This window comes from Antarcticibacterium sp. 1MA-6-2 (genome assembly GCF_021535135.1).
Classification (GTDB): domain Bacteria; phylum Bacteroidota; class Bacteroidia; order Flavobacteriales; family Flavobacteriaceae; genus Gillisia.
In genome coordinates this window covers 4133269-4159482 of record NZ_CP091036.1, presented here as the reverse complement: position 1 = coordinate 4159482, position 26214 = coordinate 4133269, and the positions used below count along the sequence as shown (strand labels likewise).

23 protein-coding genes, 1 tRNA gene and 8 pseudogenes are annotated in these 26214 nt (G+C 38.1%); 16 read left to right on the top strand and 16 right to left on the bottom strand.

Annotated elements, in window-relative coordinates:
- Window positions 1–22: 22 nt before the first annotated feature.
- Entirely contained in the window at window positions 23–820 is a 798-nt protein-coding gene (locus tag LZ575_RS20955; RefSeq protein WP_235327117.1) for a carboxypeptidase-like regulatory domain-containing protein, read from the bottom strand.
- 145 nt (window positions 821–965) lie between these two features.
- Between LZ575_RS20955 and pepE the strand changes: the two are divergent.
- Both pepE and LZ575_RS20945 read left to right on the top strand, forming a co-directional pair.
- Window positions 966–1676 (top strand): annotated as a pseudogene (gene pepE, locus LZ575_RS20950) (dipeptidase PepE).
- A gap of 1 nt (window position 1677) precedes the next feature.
- Window positions 1678–2592 carry a glutaminase gene (locus LZ575_RS20945; RefSeq protein WP_235327115.1) on the top strand — a complete coding sequence of 305 codons (915 nt, stop codon included), beginning with the start codon at window positions 1678–1680 and terminating at the stop codon, window positions 2590–2592.
- Between the two features lie 139 nt (window positions 2593–2731).
- On the opposite strand, the gene LZ575_RS20940 is transcribed toward LZ575_RS20945, so the two are convergent.
- Together LZ575_RS20940 and LZ575_RS20935 are read right to left on the bottom strand one after the other, a co-directional pair.
- A tRNA-Gly gene (locus tag LZ575_RS20940) sits at window positions 2732–2805 on the bottom strand.
- Window positions 2806–2852: 47 nt separating this feature from the next.
- Entirely contained in the window at window positions 2853–3305 is a 453-nt protein-coding gene (locus LZ575_RS20935; RefSeq protein WP_235327113.1) for an N-acetyltransferase, read from the bottom strand.
- Window positions 3306–3413: 108 nt separating this feature from the next.
- On the opposite strand from LZ575_RS20935, the gene LZ575_RS20930 reads away from it, so the two are divergent.
- The 3 genes from LZ575_RS20930 to LZ575_RS20920 all read left to right on the top strand — a co-directional run bounded on the left by LZ575_RS20930 (window position 3414) and on the right by LZ575_RS20920 (window position 6121).
- Complete coding sequence (locus LZ575_RS20930) at window positions 3414–3965, top strand: ClpP family protease (protein ID WP_235327110.1); 552 nt, start codon at window positions 3414–3416, stop codon at window positions 3963–3965.
- Between the two features lie 3 nt (window positions 3966–3968).
- Window positions 3969–4259 (top strand): GNAT family N-acetyltransferase, encoded by a 291-nt coding sequence (locus tag LZ575_RS20925; RefSeq protein ID WP_235327107.1) that lies wholly within the window; start codon window positions 3969–3971, stop codon window positions 4257–4259.
- 206 nt (window positions 4260–4465) lie between these two features.
- Window positions 4466–6121, top strand: a complete 1656-nt coding sequence (locus LZ575_RS20920) for a murein L,D-transpeptidase (RefSeq protein ID WP_235327104.1) — start codon at window positions 4466–4468, stop codon at window positions 6119–6121.
- Here the strand turns inward: LZ575_RS20920 and LZ575_RS20915 are convergent.
- Both LZ575_RS20915 and LZ575_RS23005 read right to left on the bottom strand, forming a co-directional pair.
- Window positions 6118–6636: pseudogene (locus tag LZ575_RS20915) on the bottom strand (murein L,D-transpeptidase catalytic domain family protein). The gene LZ575_RS20920 and the pseudogene LZ575_RS20915 sit on opposite strands and share 4 nt — an antisense overlap.
- Window positions 6637–6716: 80 nt before the next feature.
- A complete protein-coding gene (locus LZ575_RS23005; protein WP_255702711.1) occupies window positions 6717–6851 on the bottom strand; it encodes a hypothetical protein in 135 nt (44 codons plus the stop codon).
- A 413-nt stretch (window positions 6852–7264) separates the two neighbouring features.
- Here LZ575_RS23005 and gpmI point away from each other — a divergent pair, with 413 nt between their 5' ends.
- The 6 genes from gpmI (at window position 7265) to LZ575_RS20885 (ending at window position 12028) form a co-directional block, all read left to right on the top strand.
- Window positions 7265–8782: a 2,3-bisphosphoglycerate-independent phosphoglycerate mutase gene (gene gpmI, locus LZ575_RS20910; protein WP_235327102.1), complete on the top strand. Its 1518-nt coding sequence runs from the start codon at window positions 7265–7267 to the stop codon at window positions 8780–8782.
- A 9-nt stretch (window positions 8783–8791) separates the two neighbouring features.
- Window positions 8792–9403: a thioredoxin family protein gene (locus LZ575_RS20905; protein ID WP_235327099.1), complete on the top strand. Its 612-nt coding sequence runs from the start codon at window positions 8792–8794 to the stop codon at window positions 9401–9403.
- A gap of 61 nt (window positions 9404–9464) precedes the next feature.
- Window positions 9465–9893, top strand: coding sequence for a BT0820 family HAD-type phosphatase (locus LZ575_RS20900; RefSeq protein WP_235327096.1), 429 nt, complete (start codon window positions 9465–9467; stop codon window positions 9891–9893).
- Window positions 9890–10705, top strand: a complete 816-nt coding sequence (gene map, locus LZ575_RS20895) for a type I methionyl aminopeptidase (protein WP_235327093.1) — start codon at window positions 9890–9892, stop codon at window positions 10703–10705. The genes LZ575_RS20900 and map overlap by 4 nt, the downstream gene beginning before the upstream one ends.
- The gene (locus LZ575_RS20890) at window positions 10698–11261 is read left to right on the top strand and encodes an HNH endonuclease (protein WP_235327090.1); all 564 of its coding nucleotides are present in this window, start codon (window positions 10698–10700) and stop codon (window positions 11259–11261) included. Before map ends, LZ575_RS20890 begins: the two co-directional genes overlap by 8 nt.
- Window positions 11258–12028: a class I SAM-dependent methyltransferase gene (locus LZ575_RS20885; protein ID WP_235327088.1), complete on the top strand. Its 771-nt coding sequence runs from the start codon at window positions 11258–11260 to the stop codon at window positions 12026–12028. The genes LZ575_RS20890 and LZ575_RS20885 overlap by 4 nt, the downstream gene beginning before the upstream one ends.
- On the opposite strand, the gene LZ575_RS24070 is transcribed toward LZ575_RS20885, so the two are convergent.
- From LZ575_RS24070 to LZ575_RS20845, 9 genes and pseudogenes are all read right to left on the bottom strand, one after another.
- A complete protein-coding gene (locus LZ575_RS24070) occupies window positions 12018–12290 on the bottom strand; it encodes an FAD:protein FMN transferase (RefSeq protein ID WP_311195887.1) in 273 nt (90 codons plus the stop codon). The genes LZ575_RS20885 and LZ575_RS24070 overlap by 11 nt on opposite strands.
- The gene (locus tag LZ575_RS20880; protein WP_311195886.1) at window positions 12277–13047 is read right to left on the bottom strand and encodes an FAD:protein FMN transferase; all 771 of its coding nucleotides are present in this window, start codon (window positions 13045–13047) and stop codon (window positions 12277–12279) included. Before LZ575_RS20880 ends, LZ575_RS24070 begins: the two co-directional genes overlap by 14 nt.
- Entirely contained in the window at window positions 13022–13384 is a 363-nt protein-coding gene (locus LZ575_RS20875; RefSeq protein WP_235327086.1) for a Na(+)-translocating NADH-quinone reductase subunit F, read from the bottom strand. The genes LZ575_RS20880 and LZ575_RS20875 overlap by 26 nt, the downstream gene beginning before the upstream one ends.
- 118 nt (window positions 13385–13502) lie before the next feature.
- Window positions 13503–14792 (bottom strand): NADH:ubiquinone reductase (Na(+)-transporting) subunit F, encoded by a 1290-nt coding sequence (gene nqrF / locus LZ575_RS20870; RefSeq protein ID WP_235327084.1) that lies wholly within the window; start codon window positions 14790–14792, stop codon window positions 13503–13505.
- Window positions 14793–14801: 9 nt separating this feature from the next.
- A pseudogene (nqrE, locus tag LZ575_RS20865) lies at window positions 14802–15415 on the bottom strand (NADH:ubiquinone reductase (Na(+)-transporting) subunit E).
- A gap of 24 nt (window positions 15416–15439) precedes the next feature.
- Window positions 15440–16130: pseudogene (locus LZ575_RS20860) on the bottom strand (NADH:ubiquinone reductase (Na(+)-transporting) subunit D).
- 82 nt (window positions 16131–16212) lie between these two features.
- A complete protein-coding gene (locus LZ575_RS20855) occupies window positions 16213–16953 on the bottom strand; it encodes a Na(+)-translocating NADH-quinone reductase subunit C (protein ID WP_235327082.1) in 741 nt (246 codons plus the stop codon).
- 2 nt (window positions 16954–16955) lie between these two features.
- Window positions 16956–18142, bottom strand: a pseudogene (locus tag LZ575_RS20850) (NADH:ubiquinone reductase (Na(+)-transporting) subunit B).
- 11 nt (window positions 18143–18153) lie between these two features.
- Window positions 18154–19498, bottom strand: a pseudogene (locus LZ575_RS20845) (Na(+)-translocating NADH-quinone reductase subunit A).
- Between the two features lie 168 nt (window positions 19499–19666).
- On the opposite strand from LZ575_RS20845, the gene LZ575_RS20840 reads away from it, so the two are divergent.
- The 3 genes and pseudogenes from LZ575_RS20840 to apaG all read left to right on the top strand — a co-directional run bounded on the left by LZ575_RS20840 (window position 19667) and on the right by apaG (window position 22466).
- A complete protein-coding gene (locus LZ575_RS20840; RefSeq protein ID WP_235327079.1) occupies window positions 19667–20914 on the top strand; it encodes a DUF5103 domain-containing protein in 1248 nt (415 codons plus the stop codon).
- Window positions 20862–22076, top strand: coding sequence for a DUF3667 domain-containing protein (locus tag LZ575_RS20835; protein ID WP_235327077.1), 1215 nt, complete (start codon window positions 20862–20864; stop codon window positions 22074–22076). Before LZ575_RS20840 ends, LZ575_RS20835 begins: the two co-directional genes overlap by 53 nt.
- 2 nt (window positions 22077–22078) lie before the next feature.
- A pseudogene (gene apaG / locus LZ575_RS20830) lies at window positions 22079–22466 on the top strand (Co2+/Mg2+ efflux protein ApaG).
- An 8-nt stretch (window positions 22467–22474) separates the two neighbouring features.
- Here apaG and LZ575_RS20825 read toward each other — a convergent pair.
- Entirely contained in the window at window positions 22475–22927 is a 453-nt protein-coding gene (locus LZ575_RS20825) for a hypothetical protein (RefSeq protein ID WP_235327075.1), read from the bottom strand.
- A 54-nt stretch (window positions 22928–22981) separates the two neighbouring features.
- Window positions 22982–23185, bottom strand: coding sequence for an NRDE family protein (locus LZ575_RS20820; protein ID WP_235327073.1), 204 nt, complete (start codon window positions 23183–23185; stop codon window positions 22982–22984).
- A 142-nt stretch (window positions 23186–23327) separates the two neighbouring features.
- Here LZ575_RS20820 and pruA point away from each other — a divergent pair.
- Both pruA and LZ575_RS20810 read left to right on the top strand, forming a co-directional pair.
- Window positions 23328–24952: pseudogene (gene pruA / locus LZ575_RS20815) on the top strand (L-glutamate gamma-semialdehyde dehydrogenase).
- A 441-nt stretch (window positions 24953–25393) separates the two neighbouring features.
- The gene (locus tag LZ575_RS20810; protein ID WP_235327071.1) at window positions 25394–26209 is read left to right on the top strand and encodes a hypothetical protein; all 816 of its coding nucleotides are present in this window, start codon (window positions 25394–25396) and stop codon (window positions 26207–26209) included.
- The last annotated feature ends 5 nt before the right edge of the window (window positions 26210–26214 follow it).

The window sequence follows — 26214 nt, the reverse complement described above, 5'->3', positions numbered from 1 at the left end:
TTATTCAGAGTGACGCAATATTTTACTTCCTGCCACGCTGCCTTTTATATTTTTTACTTTGTTCAACTAAAAAATCTATTAGTTCAAGCTCGTTCCCTTTCCGTAACATATGCTCTTCAAGCCCATTCTCATCGGCGTAATAAATAAATTCATTAATATTCTCAATTTCAATATTTAAATTTTCCTTGAAAAATTCATCTCCGTATAACTCCCGCACATCCATTTCCAAAGAAGCCGATGGTTGTTGTACCTGCTCCTGTCTACTTGAAATAAGCAAAGCTTTAAACAAGTTTACAAAATTTAATCCATTCACCAATCTGGTTTGATAGGTGGCAAGGGCTGTATTATATGGAGCGTCCTGGGTATTTGGTGCTGCATCTGCCTCGAAATACATGTTTTGAACCTGCATACCATTTAAGGTATCGGGAATATTTACAACCGGAAGCCGTGCAATATCCACCTGTACATTACCAGTAAGATCATAAGGACTTACAATTACCTCTGGCAGTTCATTAACAACTTCAGTCACATTAATATTTAACTGTCTTGAATTTATAACACCTTCATTAATAACTACAGTAAAACCCTGAAATTGTACAGCTGAAATACGAATGCTATCATTGACCCCAACATTAAGCCTGAATTCCCCGGCATCATTGGAGACAGTTCCTCTATTGGTATTCAAATTAAAAACACTTACTCCTCTGGCCTCATCTTCGGCTGGCATTTGTATACTCCCGTCAACACCAACTCTCAATTTGTCCTGACTATACACCTTACAACAGAACAGGATCAAAATAAAAATTAAAATCTTTTTCATAAATGGCAATTTACTTAAAGAAACAATACTTTTTATTATAATTCCTATAGAAGCGGCTAAACTTTTGTTAAACAAGTTGATTTATTAAATTTACAAAAAACACTCATTCCTGTCTAATTCCAGGGATTAGGAAAAATGATTTAATATGAAAAATGCTATACTGGCAAGCACCTCCACCCTTCACGGTGAACAATATTTAGAATATTTGATTCCGGAAATAACTAACCACTTCAAAGACTGCAGAGAATTGATTTTCATTCCCTATGCCCGGCCTGGTGGGATTTCTCATGAAGTGTATACCCAGGGTGTAAGGAAAGCTTTCGAAGGCCTGGATATAAGAATAAAAGGTCTTCATGAATTTAAGGATCCTGTACTGGCAATAGATAATGCGGAAGGTATATTTACAGGTGGAGGTAATACTTTTTTACTGGTTGAGAAACTTTACCGAAACAAAATCATGAGTTCCCTGCGGGAATCTATCCTAAGGGGCACCCCCTATCTTGGCACCAGTGCGGGAACTAATATTGCTTAAGCCTCACTATGCAAACAACTAATGATATGCCAATTATATATCCGCCTTTATTTCAAACTCTGGGAATTGTACCTTTTAACATCAATCCTCATTACCTCGATCCCGATCCTACCTCAAAACATAAAGGAGAAACAAGGGAAACCAGGATCAAGGAATTCCATACTTTAAATACTCAACTAGGTAGTGGGTTTAAGAGAAGGAAGCTGGATTGAAGTTAAGGCTGATAAATTTTCGTTAAAAGGAATTCATTCCGCCAGAATTTTCCGGGTTGATGAAGTACCTTACGAGTTAGAACCGGAAAGCAGCCTTACACATTTAAATTAATATGGATTACCAAAAGATCTTAAACACAATTTACGAAGAATTAAGTCACATAGATCTACAGGGAGAAGTTGCCAGTTACATCCCTGAACTCGCCAAAGTTGATCCCCGAAAATTTGGAATGCATCTATATGTTGGAAAAGGAGAACATTTCTGTTTTGGTGACAGTACCGAAAAATTTTCTATACAAAGTATTTCCAAGGTATTTACCTTAACCATAGCCATGCAATTATTGGGAGAGAACGTATGGGAGAGGGTTGATGTGGAACCATCTGGCGATCCTTTCAATTCCCTTACGCAGCTGGAATATGAGAACGGAATTCCCCGAAATCCCTTCATAAACGCAGGAGCTCTGGTAATATGTGACATCCTGGTCTCTAATTACGAGGATCCCAAAAAGGAGTTGCTTTCATTCGTGCGAAAAATAACTCAGGACGAGAATATTAACTACGACCATAAGATAGCAGCTTCAGAAAAATCTACGGGTTTTAGAAATATTGCTTTGGTAAATTATATGAAAGCTTTAGGTAATATAAAAAACGATGTTGAACCCATTGTAGACTTCTATTTTCATCAATGCTCCCTTGCTATGTCCTGCGAAGAATTGGCTAAAGCTTTTATGATCTATGCCAATAACGGAAAAATGTTGGAAACAGGAGAAAAAATCCTTTCCAGAACAAAGACAAAACGTATTAATGCTCTAATGCAAACCTGCGGATTTTATGATGAAGCGGGCGAATTTAGTTTTGAAGTGGGATTGCCGGGGAAAAGTGGAGTTGGCGGGGGTATAGTCGCCATTCATCCCGATCAATACTCGGTGGCGGTATGGAACCCTATTCTTAATCAAAAAGGAAATTCTGAATTAGGTATGGCAGCTTTGGAAAAACTTACCACAATGACAGGATTGTCAATTTTTTAGCTATAAATATTTCCATAAAAAACCCATCTATTGATGAGGTTTTTAAGAGCAGGAGACCGGGTTCCCTTCTGCTACACTCAGGACAGGTTTCTCACCCGATATGAAATTGAAAAACCCCATCTGGCGATGAGGTTTTATGAGCGGGAGACCGGGTTCGAACTAAGCGACATTCAGCTTGGAAGGCTGACGCTCTACCAACTGAGCTACTCCCGCGGACACTGCAAATATAAAGTTTAAATTTTTCAACTTCCAAAACTTTTTTAGAGCTTTTTCAAAAAATGATAACCCTTGATCACAAAATCGTGATTCATGTAAAATTTATGAGATCTAAAGTTGTGAACGTATGAATTAAGCTCAATTGTTTCACAATCCTTTTCAGCAGCATAATCAAATATAAAGGAAAAGATCCTGGTCCCAATTTTTTTATTTTGGTACATAGGATCAATAAAAACGTGATCAACCTCACATGATTTTCCAGCATAGTGCCGTGTCATAAACCACATGCCAAAAACTCCTATGATTTCACCAGCATTATACACCCCATAACATTCGTAATTTTGGTCAAACATTTCAGCAAAACGTTTGCGAAGTAGATCCAGGGGAGTTTGATGCTCCCCCAGCTGGTGAACAAAAGGAAGGACGATCTCCAGATCTTTCTTTAAAATCTTGTTAAATGCCAATTCCATCCTGCCGTTTTCTGCGAAAATAGTCATAATTTTAGCTTTTATTATCTTCGGCTTAGTATTTAGTTTCTGAAGGAGAATCTTTCAAAAACCAGCTGAAGTTTCTATAATTTATTAGATAAAATTGAACAACAACTTATGAAAGATAAAGCCGGAAAAGCACAGGACCTTATAGATGAACAATTTCTTAAACAACGGAAAATTTTTCTTTGGGGAGAGGTTAACGATAAAACAGCAAAACACGTAATAGATAGATTACTTTACCTGGACGCTCAGGGTGATAAAGAGATTCAGTTTTTCATAAACAGCCCCGGAGGATATGTAACCGATGGATTTGCCATTTATGATACCATGCAAACCTTAAAAAGTCCAGTATCTACCATTTGTACAGGACTGGCCGCCTCTATGGGATCCATATTGCTTTCCGGAGGAACTAAAGGAAAAAGATATATTCAGAAACACGCTAAGGTGATGATCCACCAACCAAGCGGGGGAACCCGTGGGCAGGCTTCTAATATTGAGATACAGGCAACAGAAATTTTAAAGACCAAAGAACTTAGTGCCAAAATTCTTGCAGAAAATTGCGGGCAAACTATTGAAAAGGTTTTAAAAGATTTTAACAGGGATTACTGGATGGATGCAGAGGAATCTGTTTCCTATGGTATTGTAGATGCAGAATTCAAACCATAAACGATGGAAAAAGAGATAAAACATAAGGAAAGCGACCGAAGAGGTATGTTCTACATGGAGGATGAAAAAGGAATAATATCAGAACTTACCTATGCCCGGAAGGAAAATGGAATTATGGTAATTGATCATACTGAAACCCGCCCGGAACTTGAGGGTCAGGGTCTTGCCTCACGCCTGGTAAAAAGAAGTGTGGAATTTGCCCGGGAGCAAAATTTAAAAGTTGATCCTCTCTGTCCTTTTGCAGAAGTTCAATTTGATCAAAATCAAGATTATAAGGACGTTCGTGTGGATTAAAATTGAGGGAAAATTCTTTTTATTTTTCCTACCCAATTTTATAGATAATCCGGATTTAGATTATAAAAAATCACTTACAGTGGTTTATAAATATGCGTTGCCAGTAATAAAAGCTGGCAACGTTCTTTTTAAGGAGGTTTTTAAATAGTCTTAAATGAATTGAGACGATCCTCATTTGAATGAACGTTTTTATAGATTAGAAATAAATGATGATAAAAAAGATATTTTTAAATAACTATAGTAAAAGCATTAAAGGATACCTGCTGCTTTTTATTTTATTCCTTTTAATATCCTGTAAGAATGACTCCTCCGGGAGTAAGGATTCTTTCTTTTCCTTTGGAAGTGATGAAGTAGAAATTTTGGGAACTGCCGACATTATTCAACAGGAGTTGACTACTGAAGAAAATCTAAAGTTGTTACGCAAAGATTCAGCACTGGCATTTTATAAAAGAAGGAATTTTGAGCCCGCCTGGCAGGATCACGATACACGTGAGAATCTACTAAAAACATTTGATGAAGCTGAAGTTGAAGGTCTTTACGCGAAGGATTACCACGGGGAAGAAATAAGAAAGAAGCTTGAAAATATCCAGGATCTGGATGATACAGAAAAAAGCCGTTTGGATATTATACTTACAGATGCTTTTTTAGAATTTGGAGAACATCTGTTAAATGGTAAAACCAATCCCAAAAACTTTCATGAAATTTATGATGTACCACGGGACTCTCTTAGCACGCTGTCCATCTTAGAAGAAGTGGTACAGGAAAAGAAACTTGAAGAATCAATTGAAAAACTTAGGCCACATCACCCCCTTTATTTTGGGCTCATAGAATCTTCACGAGAGTATAAAAAACTTAAAGAAAATTTTAAAGGCTTTGAAATCATTCCTGAAGGAGAAATGGTCAAAGCAGGTGAAAAAGATCAACGTTTGCCCTTAATCCAGGAGCGTTTGAAATTTTTTGGACATCTTAATGAGGTCGATTCCACTAACGTTACGAATTCTGAAAACATTCAGGAGGCTCTTAAAAGCTTTCAAAAAGAGAATGGAATTGAAGCTGATGGTATTATAGGTAACAGCACCATTAAAATGCTCAACAAAGGTTATGATAAACGATATGAAGATGTACTGGTAAACCTGGAAAGATGGCGTTGGTATCCCCGGGAACTAGGAGATCATTACATTATAGTGAATATAGCTAACTTTCAATTACATGTAGTAAAAGATAACGATACCGTCAAATCTCATAAAACGATGGTTGGTACAGAAGCCAGAAAGACACCAATTTTTTCCGAGGAAATCGATCACATTGTTTTTAATCCCACCTGGACTATTCCTCCTACTATTAAAACGAGAGATGTAATACCCGGAATGAGAAAAAATTCTAATTATTTATCCAGGAAAAATATTGAAGTTTATGATGCGAGCGGTTCGCCAGTAAGTGCTTCCTCTATTAACTGGAACGGCGATGAGGCCCAATCCTATACATTCAGGCAGGAACCAGGGGTTACAAACCCTCTGGGGAGAGTGAAAATTATGTACCCTAACCAGTACTTGATTTATTTACATGACACCCCATCAAAAGCTCTGTTTGAAAGGGATTCAAGATCTGAAAGTTCGGGTTGTGTAAGAGTCGAGGATGCCATAGGCCTTGCTGAATATCTTTTAAGTGATCAGGGCCAATACTCCTCTAAAAAAATAGAAGAGATTATTGCAAAAGGAGCTACAAAGCAAATTGAGATGAAGCAAAAAGTAAAAGTTTATCACTTATACTGGACAGCCTGGAGGGAAAATGGCAAAACCAGATTTACAGAAGATATTTACAATTATGACAATAAGATCCTGGAAGCTTTAAAAGCTTCCTAAGCTCTTATCATTTTTGAATTTTTTGTGTATTTAAGATCGTTCGAGTGAATATAAACTACAGACTTATCTTTAATAATATCTATAAATTTTTGAGTTAGATCTCTGGGTACTGCAGGGCAGCCATAACTTCTTCCCAATCTTCCGGTGCGTTTAGCTACTTCAGGATTCGCGTAATCTGCTCCGTGGATTACTACATAACGCTCACGGGCTCTTGAATTAAATTCCTTTTCCTTACCATCAATAAAGAGAGATAAACCATTTTTTCCGAAGTAAGTTTCCCCGGTCACATAGAAGCCAAGAGAACTTTGGAGAGAGTTCACAGTGTTGGAAAATTTGGTTGCAAATTCCCCCTAAGTGTTCTTTCCATGGGATACAACAGTGTTTAAAAGAACTTTTTGTTTGTCCATATCCAAAACCCATAATCTGTTTTTAGTTGAGGACATCGTGAAATCAATAATTGTAAGTATTTTTTTATCTACCTGCCCCTGATTTTCCAGTTTATAATAACCTAACATTCCATTTTTAAAGCTTGCCAGGTTAGGCATAGTAGCATTCTTTTCAGAAAATTCGTCGTATAATTCTATGATTTCTTCCTCTAAGGTAAGATCCTCAGTAGTGCCGGAACTGAAGTAAGTGCTTTTTTGGAAGGAGTAAATGTGCTGGAGTCGGTGGTAGTAAAAGCGAATGAAAATATAAAAATTGCCAGTACAGTTAAAATCTTATGCGTCATAAATTAAGTTTTTTTTAGTAGTTGGTGTTAATAAATGTACAAACACAATACCAACTTTAAACAATATTAATTTAATTTCGTTAAAACCCAAACTTTAACGTTTGGAAGTCTTTAGGATTAAAAATCAGGCAAATAGAGCTATTTTTTCTGATCCTTCACATCCTTCAAACGCGAAAAAACTTCTTTTATTTCGTATCTAAAAAATAATTTCGTTAAAATTTTTAAATTAATATTTTAACATTTGGATATAAATGACAACTGTTCCTTCAGATAAATTAATTTGAACTTTCTAAACCTTTTTTATTCTCCTTTAAAGCAATGATTATTTTCTTACGTCTTCTACACTAAAGTTAGCCTGCTAAATTTCGAAGCGCACCAATTAGTTTTTATCTTTACCATACAAACTTTAAATCATGAATAAAAAAGTAATCTTAATGATTCTGGATGGCTGGGGACTCAGCCAGGATGAAAACGTCTCGGCCGTTGCAAAAGCTAAAACTCCTAATTTTGATTCTCTTCTCTCGAGGTATCCAAACACACAACTCCTCACCCACGGAATGAACGTGGGACTTCCTGATGGACAAATGGGCAACAGTGAGGTAGGACATATGAATCTTGGAGCAGGAAGAATAGTTTACCAGGACCTGGCTAAAATAAATCTTGCAGTGCAAAACAAGAGCTTATCCAAAGAACCTGTGCTCGAGCAGGCTTTCAATTATGCTAAAAATCATAACAAACCCATTCATTTTATGGGCTTATTGAGTGATGGTGGCGTCCATAGTCATATAGATCATTTAAAAGGATTACTAACAGCCGCCGATGAGTTTGGGGTGAAGGAGAAGTACGTACACGCATTTACAGATGGCCGTGATGTTGACCCTAATTCAGGCCTTGGCTTTGTTAAAGAAATAGAAGAACATCTTAAATTGACCAATGGAAAACTTGCATCTATTATTGGCCGCTACTATGCCATGGATAGAGACAGAAGATGGGAGCGGGTACAAAAAGCCTATGACCTAATTGTTCGTGGAGAGGGAACCAAAACAACAAATGCCAGTGAAGCTGTACAAAGAAATTATGACAATGGTATTACAGATGAATTTATAGAACCTATTGTTCTTACCGATGATCTTGGAAATCCTGTGGCCACTCTAAAAGAAGACGAAGTAGTGATCTTCTTTAACTTTAGAACAGACCGCGGCCGACAGCTCACTTATGCTCTTACCCAGGAAAATATTGCAGAATACAATATGAAAATACTTCCATTGTACTTTGTGACGATCACTAAATATGACGACAGTTTTTCCAATATTAATGTTGTCTTTAAAAAAGATAATATTAAAACAACTTTAGGGGAAGTGTTGGAATATATGGGCAAAACCCAAATTAGGATTGCAGAAACCGAGAAATATCCACACGTAACATTTTTCTTTTCAGGAGGTCGCGAGGAGCCTTTTAAGGGTGAAAAAAGGATCATGGTCAATTCTCCTAAAGTGGCCACTTATGACCTACAACCCGAAATGAGTGCCTATGAATTAACCGAAAAAATTATTCCCGAAATTAAGTCCCACAGTGCAGATTTTGTATGTTTAAACTTTGCAAATCCCGATATGGTAGGACACACAGGGGTCTTTGAAGCTGCAGTTAAAGCTTGTGAAGTTGTAGATGAGTGCCTTGGAAAGGTGGTGGATACAGCTCTTGAAAATGAGTATAGTGTACTTATAATTGCCGATCACGGAAATAGTGAAATGATGATAAACCCAGATGGATCGGCCAATACAGCACATACTACTAATCCTGTTCCTTTTATTTTGGTAGATAAAGATGTGAAATCTTTGAAAAGTGGTAATTTAGGAGACATTGCACCGACTATTCTGGAATTGATGGGCATAACCAAACCCGAATTAATGACTCAACATTCACTTATATAAGATTATCTTATGAAAATTACATTTTACATTTTAGCCCTGGCCGTAATGACTTCCTGCGGAAATACATCAAAGACGGCAAAGGATCCTATAGCACAAAGCACTCCAACTGAAGCAGCTCCCGTTCTAACTGAAGCAGCTTCCACTGCACCCACTCTGGCTAAGGCTCCACGGGCACAACAAAGTAATATGATAGTAGGGCAATTTCAAAAAGAAGATCTTCAGGAAGAGCCTTATTCCAGCTGGTTTAACAGCAGTTATGAAAGTTACTCCCCTTCAAAAGAGGCAATGGAAACTATAAAGAAAAACATTTCAGATTATGAGATCGTTGCTTTCATGGGAACCTGGTGTCCTGATAGCCGACGGGAAGTACCGCATTTTTTTAAAATTTTGGACCAGGCTAATTATGACCTTTCCAAACTTAAAATAATTGGGGTAGACAGAAGTAAGACTACACCAGATAATTTACAGGAAGGGCATAGTATTAAACGTGTTCCAACTTTTATTTTCTATAAAAACGGAAAAGAGGTTAACCGCTATGTAGAATATGCAAAAGAAAGCCTGGCAGAAGATATAGCCGCCATAGTTTCGGGCAGGGAATACAAAAATTCCTACGCTGAATAGTCTTGTAAACACTATCCTCAGAAAGATCGTGTAAGAATTTTTTTCTTCTTAACTTTGCGACATGCACAAACAATTAACTATTGCTGTTGATTTTGACGGCACCATAGTAGAGAACAGGTATCCACGAATAGGAAAACCACTTTTGTTTGCAATTGAAACTTTGAAAAAACTTCAGGACGAAGGGCACCATCTTATACTGTGGACCTATAGATGCGGAAATGAACTTGAAGAAGCTGTAGAATTTTGCAGAAGCAAGGGAATTAATTTTTATGCAGTAAATAAAAGTTATCCCGAAGAAGTTTTTGAAGAAAGGATCAGCAGGAAGATTCAGGCTGATATTTTTATAGATGATAGAAATATTGGTGGTCTAAAAGGCTGGGGAGAAATTTATCATTCCCTTGCCTCGGCAGGCGGGCCAAGGTCACAAAATATTATTAGGAACAAAAAACGAGGTAAAGATGTTTTACATTACCTTAAATCAAAATTATGATGGTTACAAAAACCAGGGAAGAGATTGAATTAATGAGAGAAAGTGCCTTAGTCGTTTCAAGGACATTAGGCATGTTAGCTGCTGAAATTAAACCCGGTATTACTACATTATATTTGGATAAACTGGCAGAGGAATATATAAGGGAGCAGGGAGCAGTCCCCGCTTTCCTGGGATTATACGATTTTCCAAACACACTTTGCATGAGTCCCAATGCACAGGTGGTACATGGAATCCCAAACGATGTTCCTTTGGTGGAAGGTGACATCATATCTATTGATTGCGGGGCTAAGAAAAATGGATTTTATGGAGATCACGCTTATACTTTTCCCATAGGTGAAATCGCCGAAGAAACCAGGAAGCTCTTAGAAGTCACGAAGGAATCTTTATACGTGGGAATTAATGAATTTCGTATTGGAAATCGTGTTGGAGATGTAGCTTATGCAATCCAGAAATATTGTGAGGACCACGGCTATGGAGTTGTAAGAGAGCTGGTAGGTCACGGTTTAGGCACAAAAATGCATGAGGACCCTGAAATGCCAAATTACGGTCAACGAGGCAGAGGTAAAAAATTTATTGAAGGAATGGTCGTAGCGATTGAACCTATGATTAACCTTGGCACCCAACGAATAAAACAATTAAAAGATGGTTGGACTATCCTAACGGCAGACAATAAGCCGAGCGCTCATTTTGAACATGATGTCGCTATTTTGGATGGAAAACCAGAACTTCTTTCTACATTCAAATACATCTATGATGCTCTGGGAATAGAAAGTACTGAAGAGGACAATTTCAGGTCTAAAGTATATGATTAAAAATTATCGGCACGAGGAATGGAAAACTCTTCATAAGGATATCTGGCAGGACAGGTTCGTATATAAAGTTTCCAATTATGGACGGGTTATCAGCTACGTTAAAAATCCGGAAGGAGAATTACTCTCAGGGGGAAAAACGGCAGGATATCTTTCATTTGTTGTTGTCCTGAAATCAGGAAAAAATAAAAGTTATTATTTTCATCGCGTCATTGCCGAACTATTTCTGGAAAAAGGTGAAAATGATCAATACGTAATCCACAAAAACTACGTGAAACATGAAAACCAGGTTTCAAATTTAGAGTGGGTTACAAAAAAAGATTGGACCTTACACCAGTATAACAATCCGCAGGTACAGGAGAATAAGCTTAAAAGAAAATTAAGACAGGCTACTTCTTATTCCAAGCTCACCTATGCACAAGCGGTTATTCTCAAAAAGAAACTCCTGGACCCTAATAGAAAAACAAGGATTCGGGTTTTGGCAAAACAATTTGGAGTTTCAGAAATGCAATTATATCGCATAAAATCGGGAGAAAATTGGGGCGATATTGAGGTATGAAGATCTTCAGGAAAGTTTTAAATACCATTCCCCGCCCTTTACTCATTCGATTTAGTTACCTGGCTAAGCCATTCCTCCAGCTATTTCTTAAGGGTAATAAATTTGAAGATCCCATAGATGGAAAAACCTTTAGGAAATTTCTGCCTTACGGATACGAGAATCAAAGAGAGAATGTTCTTTCTCCTTCTACTTTGTCTTTGGAAAGGCACAGGCTTTTATGGCTCTACTTAAATGCCGAAACAGGATTCTTTAGGGATAACCTTAAAGTTTTACATTTTGCTCCGGAACAAGCCTTCTATAGCCGTTTCAGGAAATTAAAAAACCTTAATTATACTACTACCGATCTTAACTCTCCTTTAGCTGATGTAAAAGCTGATATTTGTAATTTACCTTTTGAAGATAGTTCTTTTGATTTTATTCTTTGCAATCATGTTCTGGAACATATTCCAAATGATACCCGGGCCATGCAGGAGCTTTTTAGAGTTTTAAAACCGGGTGGCACGGCCATTCTACAAATACCTCAGGACCTTTCCCGTGAGGTTACATTTGAAGATGATTCTATAACTTCAAGGGAAGAAAGAGCTAAAATCTTTGGACAGTATGATCACGTAAGAGTGTACGGCAGGGACTACTTTGAGAAATTAAGAAGCATTGGTTTTGAAGTAGAGGAAGTAGAATATTCCAGGGATTTACCTTCAGAAGAAGTTGAAAGATATAGATTGGCAAAGGGAGAAATTATTCCTGTTTGTCATAAACCTATTCTTTAAGAAGTGCCTGCTCAAAACCGGGAGTAGAATACACTTTAACTTCTTCCTCTGCCGTCGAATAAATTAAATAAACATCTACTTTTTCTAATTTCTCTACCAGCTCCACTGCCCTTTCATACCCCATAGCCATAAACGCGGTTGCATAACCATCGGCCAGGGAACATGTAGGAGCAAGAACCGTGGCACTTAAAAGATTACTTTTTTCTGAAAGACCTGTGAGTGGATTAATGGTATGTACGAATCTTCTCCTAATTGGAATCAACTCTAAATTTCCTATAATTACCCGAAGTTGCCATAGCTCTGTTTTCCAGACGCAGGGCAGCTGTAAGGGACCTCTTTCCCTCGACCTGGAGAGGATCATCAATTCCCACGGTCCAGGGGAAATCTTTACCGAGGTTCTTCCCCTTGGCTACAAGCTCTCCACCAACTTCTACGAGAATATCTTCAACTCCTTTACTTTCTAGATATGAAGCAAGTACATCAACAGTATAGCCTTTGGCTATAGCATTAAAATCGAGATATATTTCAGGATGATCCTTTATAATGTGGTTATCATTTGAAAGTTTAAGCTTATTGAAACCTACGTACTGAAGCATTGAATCTACTTCTTCCTGGTCTAATTCTGCCTCTCCTGATTCCGGTCCAAATCCATAGGCATTTACAAGATTTCCAACTGTGGGATCAAAAAAACCGCGGCTCTTAATATAGATTTGATAAGAATCCATAAAGACCTTACGAAAATTTTCGTCAACCATAATAGTGGTATCTCCGGCATTGATTCGGGAGATGTCAGAGTTGTCCTGATAGGTACTCATCGATTCATTAATATTTCTAAAAATGGAATCCAGACTTTCCTGCAGTTCCAGTTCTTCGGGATAGAAAAATTTAATTTGATAAGAAGTACCCAGGGCCTCTCCGCTATAGATCTGTTCTTTGGATTCCTGACTATTACAGGCCAAAAATAAAATAATAAAAAAACCACTAAAGAACAGCTTACTCAATTTCCTGAAGTCCGTCATAATTTATAATATAATCTTCTTCTTTTACCATAAGCTTTTCGTAATCCTGTGAATTCGCAAGACCTACCCCGGCATAGAAGGTTCGTGCATTAAATTTTACTGCGTGATCCTTCACCTTCTTCATCAATGCAAGATCAAAATTTTTTGGGTTATCTGGATAGGTAATTGCTCTAACAACCACGAAGTGCAACTTCTTTTCTTTTAGTGCTACAAACTGGGGATTTGTTTTAAATTCACTGTTGACCCCCAGAAATTCATAACCATTTTCCTCAAGATCCTGTCCTACGATATTCATCGCAAGATTATGAAGTTCCTGTTGAGTAAGTTCCGTTTTCATACTAGCTGCAAATTTACAATTCTGCTAAAGAATATTGTTGATCCTTTTTAAAAATCACAATAGGCTTAACAAAAAACAGCCGCCCTTTGGCAGCTGTTCTATTATTGTATGGTACAGGTTAACCACCAAAATCATCAAATCTCACATTTTCAGGTGGTACCCCAAAATCATCAGTCATTTTTTCTACGGCTTTATTCATAAGGGGCGGTCCACAAAAGTAATATTCAATATCTTCAGGTTCCTCGTGGAACTTAAGATAATTGTCAATAACTACCTGGTGGATAAACCCTACGAATCCATCTCCTTCATCATCTATACTTTTCTTAACCTTCCAGTTGTCCTCTTCAAGAGGTTCAGAAAGGGCAAGGAAAAAGCGGAAATTAGGGAAATCTCTTTCCAGAGCACGGAAATGTTCAGTATAGAATAATTCTCTTTTTGAACGTCCACCATACCAATAAGTTACTTTTCTTCCTGTTTTTACAGTACGAAAAAGATGGTACAGGTGCGAACGCATAGGGGCCATCCCTGCTCCCCCACCTACGTAAAGCATTTCTGCCTCACTTTCATTGATGAAGAATTCCCCGTAAGGTCCTGAGATAATACATTTGTCACCTTTCTTTAAAGAGAAGATATAGGAAGATGCGATTCCAGGATTAACATCCATCCATCCATTCTTTGCTCTGTCCCATGGTGGGGTAGCAATACGCACGTTCAGCATAATTTCTCTTCCTTCAGCAGGGTAAGAAGCCATAGAATATGCACGCTCCACTGTTTCAGTATTTCTCATTACAAGAGGCCACAAGTTGAACTTATCCCATTCCTCTTTAAACTTCTGTGGATTTTCCGGATGCTCATCAGGATGGGCAGTAATATCCATATCCTGATACTTAACTTCGCATTTTGGAATTTCAATTTGAATATAACCTCCTGCCCGATAGTCCATATCTTCAGGAATTTCAACTACAAATTCTTTAATAAAAGACGCCACGTTGTAATTACGTACCACAGTTGCCTCCCATTTTTTGATTCCAAACACCTCTTCAGGTATTTGAACTTTCATATCCTGCTTTACCTTTACCTGGCAACCAAGTCTCCAACCCTGAGCAATTTCTTTACGTGTAAAGTGTGGCTCCTCTGTAGGGAGAATAGATCCCCCACCTTCAGAAACAATACATTTACACTGGATACAAGTACCACCACCACCGCAGGCAGATGGCAAAAATAATTTGTTTTCACCCAAAGTAGACAATAAAGTTCCACCCGATCCAACTTCCAGATCCTTTTCATTATTAATATTGATTTTTCTAAGTCCTGAAGGAACAAGTTTGGCTTTAGCACCTAAAAGTACACCCACCAATATTAAGATCAATACTAAAAATACAATTACACTTGCTATAATAACTGTCATATCTTCTAATTATAATTTGATTCCCATAAAACTCATAAATCCAAGAGCCATTAAATGGTAATAATGAAAGTTATACCTAATCCTTTAAGGGGAGTAAGCACATTAGAATAAGTAATTTTTTCACGGATGGCTGCAATACCTATAATGGCCAGAAACCAGCCAATACCACTACCTAACCCATAAGTTACTGCGTATCCTATTCCCGGAAAATCCTTTTGCTGCATAAATAACGCGCCACCAAGGATAGCACAGTTAACCGCAATAAGTGGAAGGAAGATACCCAAAGCCCCATATAAAGCCGGAGCAAATTTCTCAACGACCATTTCTACCAGTTGCACCATTGCCGCAATAACGGCGATAAACATAATAAAACTAAGGAAACTAAGGTCAATCGTTGCATATTCTGCTCCTAACCAGGATAAAGCACCGGGACGAAGCAGGTAGTTGTCCAGAAGGAAGTTAATAGGAACGGTCATTGTAAGTACAAAAATAACCGCAGCACCTAATCCCACAGCTGTTTTCATTGTTTTGGAAACTGCCAGGTATGAACACATCCCAAGGAAATAGGCGAAGATCATATTCTCTATGAAAATACTCCTGACAAATAAATTTACGTAATCCATGATATATTTTTTAGCTGTTATTGATTAGGCCTCAATTAGTTTTCGGTTTCTGGATCTTTGGAACCAGATCAAAATACCAACAACTATAAGAGCCATTGGGGAGAGGAGCATTAATCCGTTATTTTCATATCCTATAGCATATAAATAGAGTAGATTCTGCAAGGGTAGCTCCTTTATGGCCAAGAACTTCATAGCCGAACAATTTGCCAGCACCTAACAATTCCCTGAAGAAAGCTACAATAACAAGAATTAATCCGTATCCGGCAGCGTTACCTACCCCATCAAGAAAAGACCTGTAGACACCATTACCAAGAGCAAAGGCTTCCAAGCGTCCCATTACTATACAGTTCGTAATAATAAGACCAATGAATACTGAAAGCTGCTTACTCACATCATAAGCATAAGCCCTTAAAACCTGGTCTACCAATGCCACCAAAGATGCTACTACAACAAGCTGAACGATAATTCTGATCCTACTCGGGATCATATTTCTCAACATTGAAATAATCATGTTAGAGAAAGCCATTACCGCTGTTACCGCTAAAGCCATTACAATAGCTGGTTCCAGCTGCACTGTAATTGCAAGTGCTGAACAAATACCAAGCACCTGAACAGTTATAGGGTTATTATCATTTAAAGGATCTGAAAGTAGTTTCCTGTTTCTCTTAGAGAGAAAACTTTCTTTTTCTTCAGAATCTGATAAGAAAAGAACCATTGCGTTCTTCTTATCTTCCCGTGATTTTTGTGTTACCTCAGCAGATTGCTCAGGGTTTAAATTTTTTTCCTGTGCCATAATATTAATTATTTGCAACTTTTACGTCAGTTTGGCTTTTGAAGTATGGTAAATAGTATTGAAGCCTTTCTGAAATCATATCTGATACCCCATCTCCAGTAATTGTAGCCCCGGAAATTGCATCAACCTGATTGTCATCTTTTGAAGTACTGCTGTTTCCTTTAACAACCGACACTCCAATTAAATTACCTGAACCATCAAAGATCTTTTCATCTGTGAACCGCTCCCTAAACCATTCCTGGGTAATTTCTGCTCCCAATCCGGGAGTTTCCCCAAGGTGATCAAAGACGGCTCCTTTTATGGTGTTTACATCATCTTTAAGAGAGATGTAACCAAAGATCGCATTCCATAATCCCGATCCTCGTAGTGGAACTATATAATATTTTTCACCTTCAACTTCGGCGATATACAATGGAAAATTTTGTTCCAAAGGTTCTCTTTTGATCTCTTTAGCAAGATCCACATCAAAAGCTTCTACACCCTCTTTTATTTCTCCTTCGTAATCAAGTACAATTTCCTCAGTTATGTACTTTTTGTACAATTCTTCAGCTCCTGCCCTGTCCGTTTCAACACCAACAGTAGCAAGAATGTTCTGCATTTTTTCCTGACGCATATTCTCATACTGCGTAGGCTGCAACGAGGTAGCGGCAAAAGCCAGAATACTACCCACTACCACCACCATCACTATAGCAAAAATAAATGTATAGGAGTTAGTGTTTGTTTTATTGACCGATTTCTCTTCCATTTTTAAACAGCTGTATTAATTTGTGGATTCATAGAAGTATCTCTCCTCTTTAATCTCTTTTTAACGTTACCCTGTATTACATAATGATCAATTACAGGCGCGAAAACATTCATTAACAGGATCGCAAGCATAATACCTTCCGGATACGCAGGATTAAACACCCTGATCATTACTGCAAAAAATCCTATTAAAAATCCATATATATATTTTCCCCGTGTGGTTTGTGATGCCGAAACAGGATCTGTAGCCATGAACACTATACCAAAAGCCAAACCTCCGGCAATTAGATGTTTATACCAGGGGAAATTTGTTAGGGCATTTCCTTCAAAACCAAAATAAGGAAGGGAATTAAAAATAAGCCCCATTACTATAGCCCCCACGAAACAACTCAACATTATTCGCCAATAACCAACTCCGGCAAAGATCATAAAGGCCGCACTTAAGCAAGAATACACAGGGTAGAAGTCTCTGCTATAGAACCGGGAATCACTCCCACAAACATATCCCAGGCATCGTACTGCACCTTTTCGCCAGCTGCAAGACTACCTAAAATAGTCTCTCCCGATACTGCATCGAGTTCGTATGCATTGCTCACCCAAACCGAGTTTCCAGACATATAAGTAGGGTATGCAAAGAATGCAAAAGCCCGGGCAGTTAAAGCGGGATTAAGAATATTCATTCCTGTTCCTCCAAAAGCTTCTTTACCTATAATAACTGCAAAAATTACAGAAATAGCTACCATCCACAATGGAATGTCTATTGGCATTATCATAGGGATCAACAACCCGGTAACAAGGTATCCTTCGTTAACTTCGTGGCCCCGCATAATAGCAAATGCGAATTCAATTCCTAATCCCACCCCGTAAGAAACGGCAATCATAGGAAGTATTTTTGACGCTCCGTGACCAAAGGCCTCCCAGAATCCAACTTCTGCCTGAATTTGCGAAAGGAATTGGTATCCCTGGTTCCACATTCCAAAAATTAAAGCAGGAAGTAAAGCAATAACCACTGTAATCATAACCCTTTTCAAATCTACAGCATCCCTAATGTGAGCATAAGTTTTTGTAGTATGGTTAGGGGTAAATAAAAAAGTATCTAAAGCATTAATGGCAGGAGCATATTTTTCAAATTTCTCTCCCTTATTAAATGGCTTTTTAAATTTATCTAATCTCTGTCTTATCCATTCCATAATTAAACTTTTTAACCTACTTCAGTAATCATTAAATCCAAACCTAACCGTATAATTTCCTGTGTTTCAATTTTAGAAGTATTTACATAATCAACTAAAGCAAAATCTTCAGGAGCTACTTCATAAATTCCCAGGTTTTCCATTTTTTCAATATCCCCCGCCATACAAGCCTTAATCAATTGCATAGGGAATATGTCCATAGGAACTACTTCTTCCATTTCTCCCGTCACCACTAAAGCACGTTCCTCCCCATTTAAATTGGTAGTAGGTTCATACTTTTTCTTGGGAAATAAGAAGGACAGGGAAGTCCTGGAACTGGAATGGATATTATTATATGTAAATGGTAACCACCCTAACATTCTATATTGATTTCCTTCCGGAATTAAACTAAGGGTGTTGTGATAAAATCCCAGGTGTTGATTATTGGAGATTTTTGTACCTGTAAGCACGTCTCCGGAAATGATCCTTACATTCTCTGGAATTCTTCCAATTAACTCATTGGAGTTTGCTCCTATTTTAATTTGGTAATACTTTCTGTCTTTAGCTTCACTGCCCACTACTGCAACAGTACGATTTGCGAGATACCTTCCGGTAAGAAAAACATTTCCAATTATAGCAACATCCTCAGGTCCCACTGTCCAAACCCGCTCACCAATATTAACAGGGTCCAGTTTATGGATTTGAACTCCCACATTTCCTGCAGGATGTTTTCCTTTAACATGCACTATTTCGGCCCCTTTAATATCCTTAAGATGAGTAGCAGAACTTTCATCAACAGAAAGATATACTTTCCCGGGGGTCAACTTTTGCAAGGCGTAAATCCCCTCCTGAAAAGCGGCCACTTTATCCTTTAAAATAAATCCCTTATCTCCTGCCAGAGGAGCTGTTGTAACGGCAGAGACAAAAATTGACTTGGGCGTATCTTTTGGATCTGCAACAATATCGTAAGGCCTTTGCATTATAAAAGCACCACATCCACTTCTAAGGATAAGATCTTTTACAGATTCTGCATCTGCCGTTGAAGCATTTAACTTTCCGAAGTCTTTGTATTCATCATTAAAGTAGCTTCAATGATCACTTCCAAAATTCGTCGTTTTTCACCGCGTTTAACTTCCAAAACAGTACCACTCACAGGAGAAGTAAACCTCACCTCTTCAGTATATTTAGAAAAGAAAATTTCATCACTTAAGCAAGAAGTTTATCTCCTTCTTTGACAACCATTTTTGGAATTACTGAGTGAAAATCGGGGGGTTTAATGGCGTAGGTTTTAGACCTTGGGGCCTCAACAACTTGTTTTTCCGCCTCCCCTTTTAATCGTAGAGTTAAACCTCTTTTAATTCGAATGTCCTTTGACATAGGATGGAGTGTATATTAAAAATTATTTTTTTAGGTGCGCAAATTTACTAATTTTAACCCTACAACTCCCAAAGAAATCAGATATTTTTCAGACTTCAAACCTGTTAAAAACAAGGCCTTTTTTTCGGGTATATTAATTGCATCACACTTTTTCCTAATATTGTTATTATGAAGAACTTACTACTGTGTTTCACCATTTTATGGAGTGCCTGTATTTATTCCCAGGTCTTAATGGAAACCCCGGCTCCCGGTTTTATACGCAGTATTGAATTCCGGGGAAGTTCTTCGGTCACTGGAAATCCTGTAATTGCATTAGGAGAACCGCTCCATCTTAAATTTGATGATATAATTGGGGACGAAGCAGACTATTACTATACTATAGAACATTATAATTATGACTGGACCCCTTCAGAACTAGTTAAATCTGAATATCTTTTAGGGTTTGATGATGTGAGAATCTTTAACTATACCAATTCGTTTAATACCCTTCAGCCGTATACTCATTATGAATTAAGCATTCCTAACCGGGATACCCAGGGCCTAAAAGTGACGGGAAATTATGTTCTGAATGTTTACAATAACAGTAAAGAATTGATCTTTTCGAGAAAGTTTATGGTTTACCAACCCCTTACACAGGTGGGAGTAACCATTAAACGTTCCAGGGACCTTCAGTTTATTAATAAAAAACAGGTTGTGAATTTCACTATTTACTCACCAGATATTTTACTGAGAAATCCTGAACGAACAGTAAATGTCATGATTATGCAAAACTATAATCTAAAGTCGGCTATTACGAACATTAAACCACAATACAGTCTCGCCAATGAACTTATCTACAGGTACGATCAATCCACCGCATTTTTGGCAGGAAATGAATATCTTAAATTTGACAGCAAAGATGTTAGAGCTCCCACTGTTCAAATAAGCCGGGTTGAACTCAATGATCTCTATCATCACTTCTTATTTACTGACAGGTCCAGGGATGAGCAACCTTACACTTATAATCCCGATGTCAACGGGCAGTTCGTTGTAAGAACTCTACAGGGAAATGATCCGGATATTGAAGCAGAATATGTTTGGACCCATTTCTCCCTAATGAATTATGAACCCCTGGGCGGTGGGGAAATTCACCTCTTTGGCGCTTTCAATAATTTTCAACTGGACGAATCTACTTTAATGAAATACAATAAAGAGTCGGGTCTTTACGAGAATGCGCGATTATTTAAACAAGGCTATTATGATTATAAATATGTTCTATTAAAAGAGGACCAATCTATGGATCCCGGCTTCATTAGCGGAAATTTCGAAAAAACTGAAAATGAATTTCAGGTTTTAGTTTACTTTAGAGACCTGGGAGCCCGTTATGATCAAATTATTGGCGTGGGGACTGCAAACTCAATTAATATTACAAACTAAGCAGGTAGTAATGGCCTTACTGCAACAAAAAAATCCCCGTACTGCAACAAATCATAGAGGAAACCGCTGCCTTAATTGTGAGCATCCATTAGATACCAGCGATAAATTCTGCCCCCAGTGCGGTCAAGTAAACAGCACTAAGAAATTAAGTTTTGACGACTTCTTTAATGAATTTTTTGCAGGATTATTTGCTTATGATTCCCGAATAAGAAGAACCTTAACTACCATACTTTTTTACCCGGGAAAAATTTCCTGTGAATACATTTTTGGGAAAAGAGTAAGGTATGCTAACCCCTTTAGATTCTATTTAAGTGCATCTATCATCTTTTTCATTATTTGGAATTTTACTGGTGACTATGACAGCATGTTAAATAACTCTACCAATAATAATACTGAATTAACTGCGGAAGAAAGAGAAGAATTAAAGGAAGATCTTAAAAAAGTACCTGGTGGTGAGGCTATAAACATTGATTCTCTAATAGCAGCTCCGGCAAAAACTACAGGTAGGGTAATTGAAATTTCAGATTCTTTAGAAGCTACCTCGCAGGGGACGGCAGGCGGCAATTATATGAATGATTATATTAGTCAGGAAAAACTGGATAGCCTGCCCTGGTATAATTCTCTAATCTCCCAAACCGATTACTACAATAGTTTTTATAAGGAAACTTCGCTTAGAGAACCATTTAGCGCTATTGACTCTTTAAATCATACGAACTCCACCTATAACCGTTGGATCTATAAAAAAGTGGTGGACTGGAATAGTATGCGAGATAATCCATCAATCTTCTACAACTACTTTGTTAGCAAATTGCCTTTTATAATTTTCTTTTACCTGCCAATATTTGCTCTTTTTATCTGGTTGCTTTACCTAAGAAGGCCCTTCAATTATATGGAGCACCTCGTCTTTGCTTTCCATGTTCAAACCACCTTTTTTATAATGATGGCACTGGGGTTAATTCTGGATTATATTTTCTCGTCTGACACCTTTACTGAAATACTCACCTTCATTTTCCTGTTCTACCTTTATAAAGCAATGCGCAAGTTCTATTGCCAGGGGAGATTTAAAACCATTGTTAAATTTATACTACTAAATGGAATATTTACTACATTAGCTATCATCGCTGCCTTATTTTCCCTAACGGCTTCTTTTGCAATCTTTTAAAAATGATACAACAGGTAACTAGTGGCATAAAGATTTCTGTCGAGACCAATTTCGAAGGCACATTTTATAAGAACTATAAAATAAACTTCGCATTTGGCTATAGGATCACCATTGAAAATCAGAGCAAAGACTCTGTGCAATTAAAATCCAGATTCTGGAGAATAAAAGATGCTCTTAATAACACTGAAGTTGTACAGGGAGAAGGTGTTATTGGCAAGAAACTAGGTGCTTAAACCGGGAGAATCGCACACCTACAGCAGTGTTTGCCTCCTAACAGCACCTTTTGGGGCAATGAGTGGACATTTTAATATGATCAATTTCACTTCCTCTAAAAAGTTTAAAGTAGGAATCCCTTCCTTTAAACTTAGTGCTCCCTTCGCTTTAAATTAAGAAAAAATCTAGGTTTTTATTTCCCGTTCTGTTATTATTCCCGTAGTTAGATCTTCATAGACCATTTTGGTGTAATGCTGAAAATTTATTATCTGGGTAATACTTTGGGTTTTTACAAAACCGCGATCCATTATAAGATCTACCTCTGGATTTCCCTCTCCCCCTGAATGATGAAATTTCAAAAGATTTTCTGAAGAAGCTTCAGTTTTCAAGAAATCTTTAAACCATTTAAGACGACTTTGTCTCATCGCCTCATCATATAAAGGAGATGAAGACCAAATATGAGCTTCCAAAGGTAGTTCCTGGATGTGCCGAAGGTTCCCATCCCACACGAATTCTATAAATCTAAGGTTGTCGCTCCAATCCACCAGAATAATTATAAAAGGCTCGATCCCTTCCAGATAATATTCCATTAATGCTGAATCAATATCAACTGCACAGAGTAACTCCTTTACCACCACTCCCCTGCTCTTCCTATATGTTGATTTTCTTTGATGAGCTTCAAAAGCACCATTTTAAAGACAGATCAACCTGCAATTTTCGCCAACTCCTATCCAGGTGCCTCCTGCAACCTTGTCCTTTGGGAAAAGGATGTTCACCCCGTTTACTTCATAGATTTCCGGCGGAACAGCTTTTCTTTCAGCCGCCTCATCCCTGTTTGAAGTTAGTATAAAGCCTTTTGTGGTTTCATTATTCGGAAGCAGAGTTACTGTACACAAAATGGTTTTAGATTTAGCTGAAATATTAAAACTTAAAGATAATCGAAAATGACAACTTCAGAAATCTCACGAGAGCATAAGTCGGTTAATTTTTTTTACCTTTACGCTCCTTAATTAGAAACCTAAAAATCAAAGAAATAATATGGGAAAAGGATTTTTTCAAGTTCCTACAGCGGTCAATGAACCTATAAAGTCATACTCTCCCGGGACCCCCGAAAGAGAGGAAGTATTAAGTACCTACAAGAAATTATGGAAATCTACTATTGAAGTACCATTATATATAGGATCAGAGGAAATTAAAACAGGGGACACAAAAAGCATGCACCCTCCTCATGACCACAAACACAACCTAGGAGTTTTTCATCAGGCAAAAAAAGAACATATAGATTTGGCCATTTCAGCAGCTCTTGAATCTCGGAAAAAATGGTCGCGACTTGAGTGGGAACAAAGAGCAGCAGTTTTTTTAAAGGCAGCCGATCTTATTGCAGGACCTTACCGCTCCAAGATTAATGCCGCTACTATGATAGGACAGTCGAAAACTATTTTCCAGGCCGAAATAGATTCAGCCTGTGAACTTATAGACTTCCTGAATTTTAATGTGGAATATATGGCGCAGATCTATGAAGAGCAGCCCGAATCTACACCGGGAGCCTGGAACAGATTGGAGTAAGCACTTTGGAAGGGTTTGTTTATGCCATTACCCCCTTCAACTTCACAGCAATCGCAGGAAATCTTCCTGCCAGTGCAGCTTTAATGGGTAATACCGTAGTGTGGAAGCCTAGCGACAGCCAGGTTTATTCCGCTCAGGTAATAATGGAGGTTTTTAAAGAAGCCAGTCTACCAGATGGAGTAATTAATATGGTAATGGGAGACCCTGTAATGATTACAGATACTGTACTTGCAAGCCCCGATTTTACCGGAGTGCATTTCACTGGTAGCACCCATGTCTTCAAGGGAATCTGGAAGAAAATTGGAGAAAACATCAACAATTACAAAACATATCCCCGCATTGTTGGGGAAACAGGTGGTAAGGACTTTATTCTTGCTCATCCTACAGCAAACCCTAAACAAGTGGCTACAGCCATCTCTAGGGGAGCATTTGAATTTCAGGGACAAAAATGTAGTGCAGCTTCCAGGGTTTACCTTCCAAAGAGCATGTGGGAGCAAGTGAAAACTTTTGTGACTGAGGATGTCAAATCTTTTAAAATGGGATCTCCGGAAGATATGAGCAACTTTATCACTGCAGTGATCCACGAAGGTTCATTTGATAAACTTGCTGAATATATAGACAGAGCAAAAAATGATAATGATGCTGAAATCGTGGTTGGTGGTAATTACGATAAGTCTAAAGGATACTTTATTGAGCCTACTGTAATTCTTACAACAAGTCCTGAATATACCACAATGTGTACCGAACTTTTTGGTCCTGTGGTAACAATTTATTTGTACGAAGACAGCCAATGGGAAGAAACCCTTAAGCTGGTTGATGAGACAAGTGAGTATGGTTTAACCGGAGCAATTTTCTCAGGCGACCGATACGCCATTGCACAGGCAACTGAAGCCCTTCAAAATTCGGCAGGAAACTTCTACATCAATGACAAACCTACGGGAGCAGTAGTAGGCCAACAACCCTTTGGTGGAGCCAGAGCCAGCGGAACCAACGACAAAGCCGGATCAAAACTGAACCTGTTACGATGGGTTTCTCCACGAACCATTAAAGAAACTTTTGTACCTGCAACAGATTACAGATATCCATTTATGGGATAGAAAAATAAACTAAAATTTTTAGTAATACAGAAGCCATAAACTCTCCAGTTTATGGCTTTTTTTATGCTGTAGGAAGAACAGTACCGTAATGAGAAATTAACATTTTATTTGTAGGTATAAGAGATGATTTTAAATCCTTTGCTATCGGTTTCCTCTCCCGTTTTTGATCTTCATCGACTATTACCGCCTTTCAACGAAAACATAAATTACCATAGTTAAATTGCTGTACTTTAGATTGTTAATTGGCTTTTCCCCAAAGCGAAATTATAGAATTTAACCGTCTTCAATTATCCCCTAACATAGTTGAAAGCACCTAACAATGTACGACTATGGGAAAAAAATTACTTTCTGTATTCTTTCTTCTATTTATATTTTTTTTAAGCTCCTGGAGTGGGTTTGGACAGGAGTGTACTGGTACTGCCTCCGTTAATATTACTTCAAGTGAAGCAGATAATGCCATTTGTGCTTAGTGAAACTGTAACTTTTACAGCTACTGCACAAAATGCAGGTACTAGTCCTAAATTTCAATGGAGAGTAAATGGAATTAATCAAGGATCTAACGGTTCAAATACTACTTTTCCAACACCCTCTAATTTTCAAACTGGCAGTATTGTTACAGTTGTATTGACGCCAGATTGTGAAAATTCTTCGCCAGTTACAAGCAACAGTATTTCTACAACGGTTAACGCATTACCTACTGTTAATGCAGGGACTGCAGTATCCCCCATTTGTCAGGGAGGAACGACGGGACCATTAGGAGGATCTTATGGTGGAGGAGCAACATCAGCCGTTTGGACTGCGGATGTAGCGGGCGGAACTTTTTCAAACAATTCTGGAAATACACCAAATACAGCAACATATACTGCTGCCTCTAATGCACAAGGAATAATTACCTTGACCCTTACTACCTCAGGTGGATCTTGTGGAACAGTAAGTGCAACAAAGGCATTAAGTATTAATCCAAATCCGACTGTAAATGTTGGAGGAAACATAAGTGCAATATGTCAGGGAGGAACAACCTCTGCTTTAGGCGGCTCCTTTGGAGGAGGTGCGACCGGAGCAATATGGTCTGATGGCGGAGCCGGAGGTACTTTTGCCAACAATTCTGGTAGTACCCCGAATACAGCGACCTATACTGCTGCTTCAAATGCACCATCATCAATCACTTTGACGCTTACCACCGCGGGTGGATCTTGTGGTGCCATTAGTGCCACCAAAGCTTTCACCGTCAACCCGAATCCTACTGTCAATGCTTAGGTGGT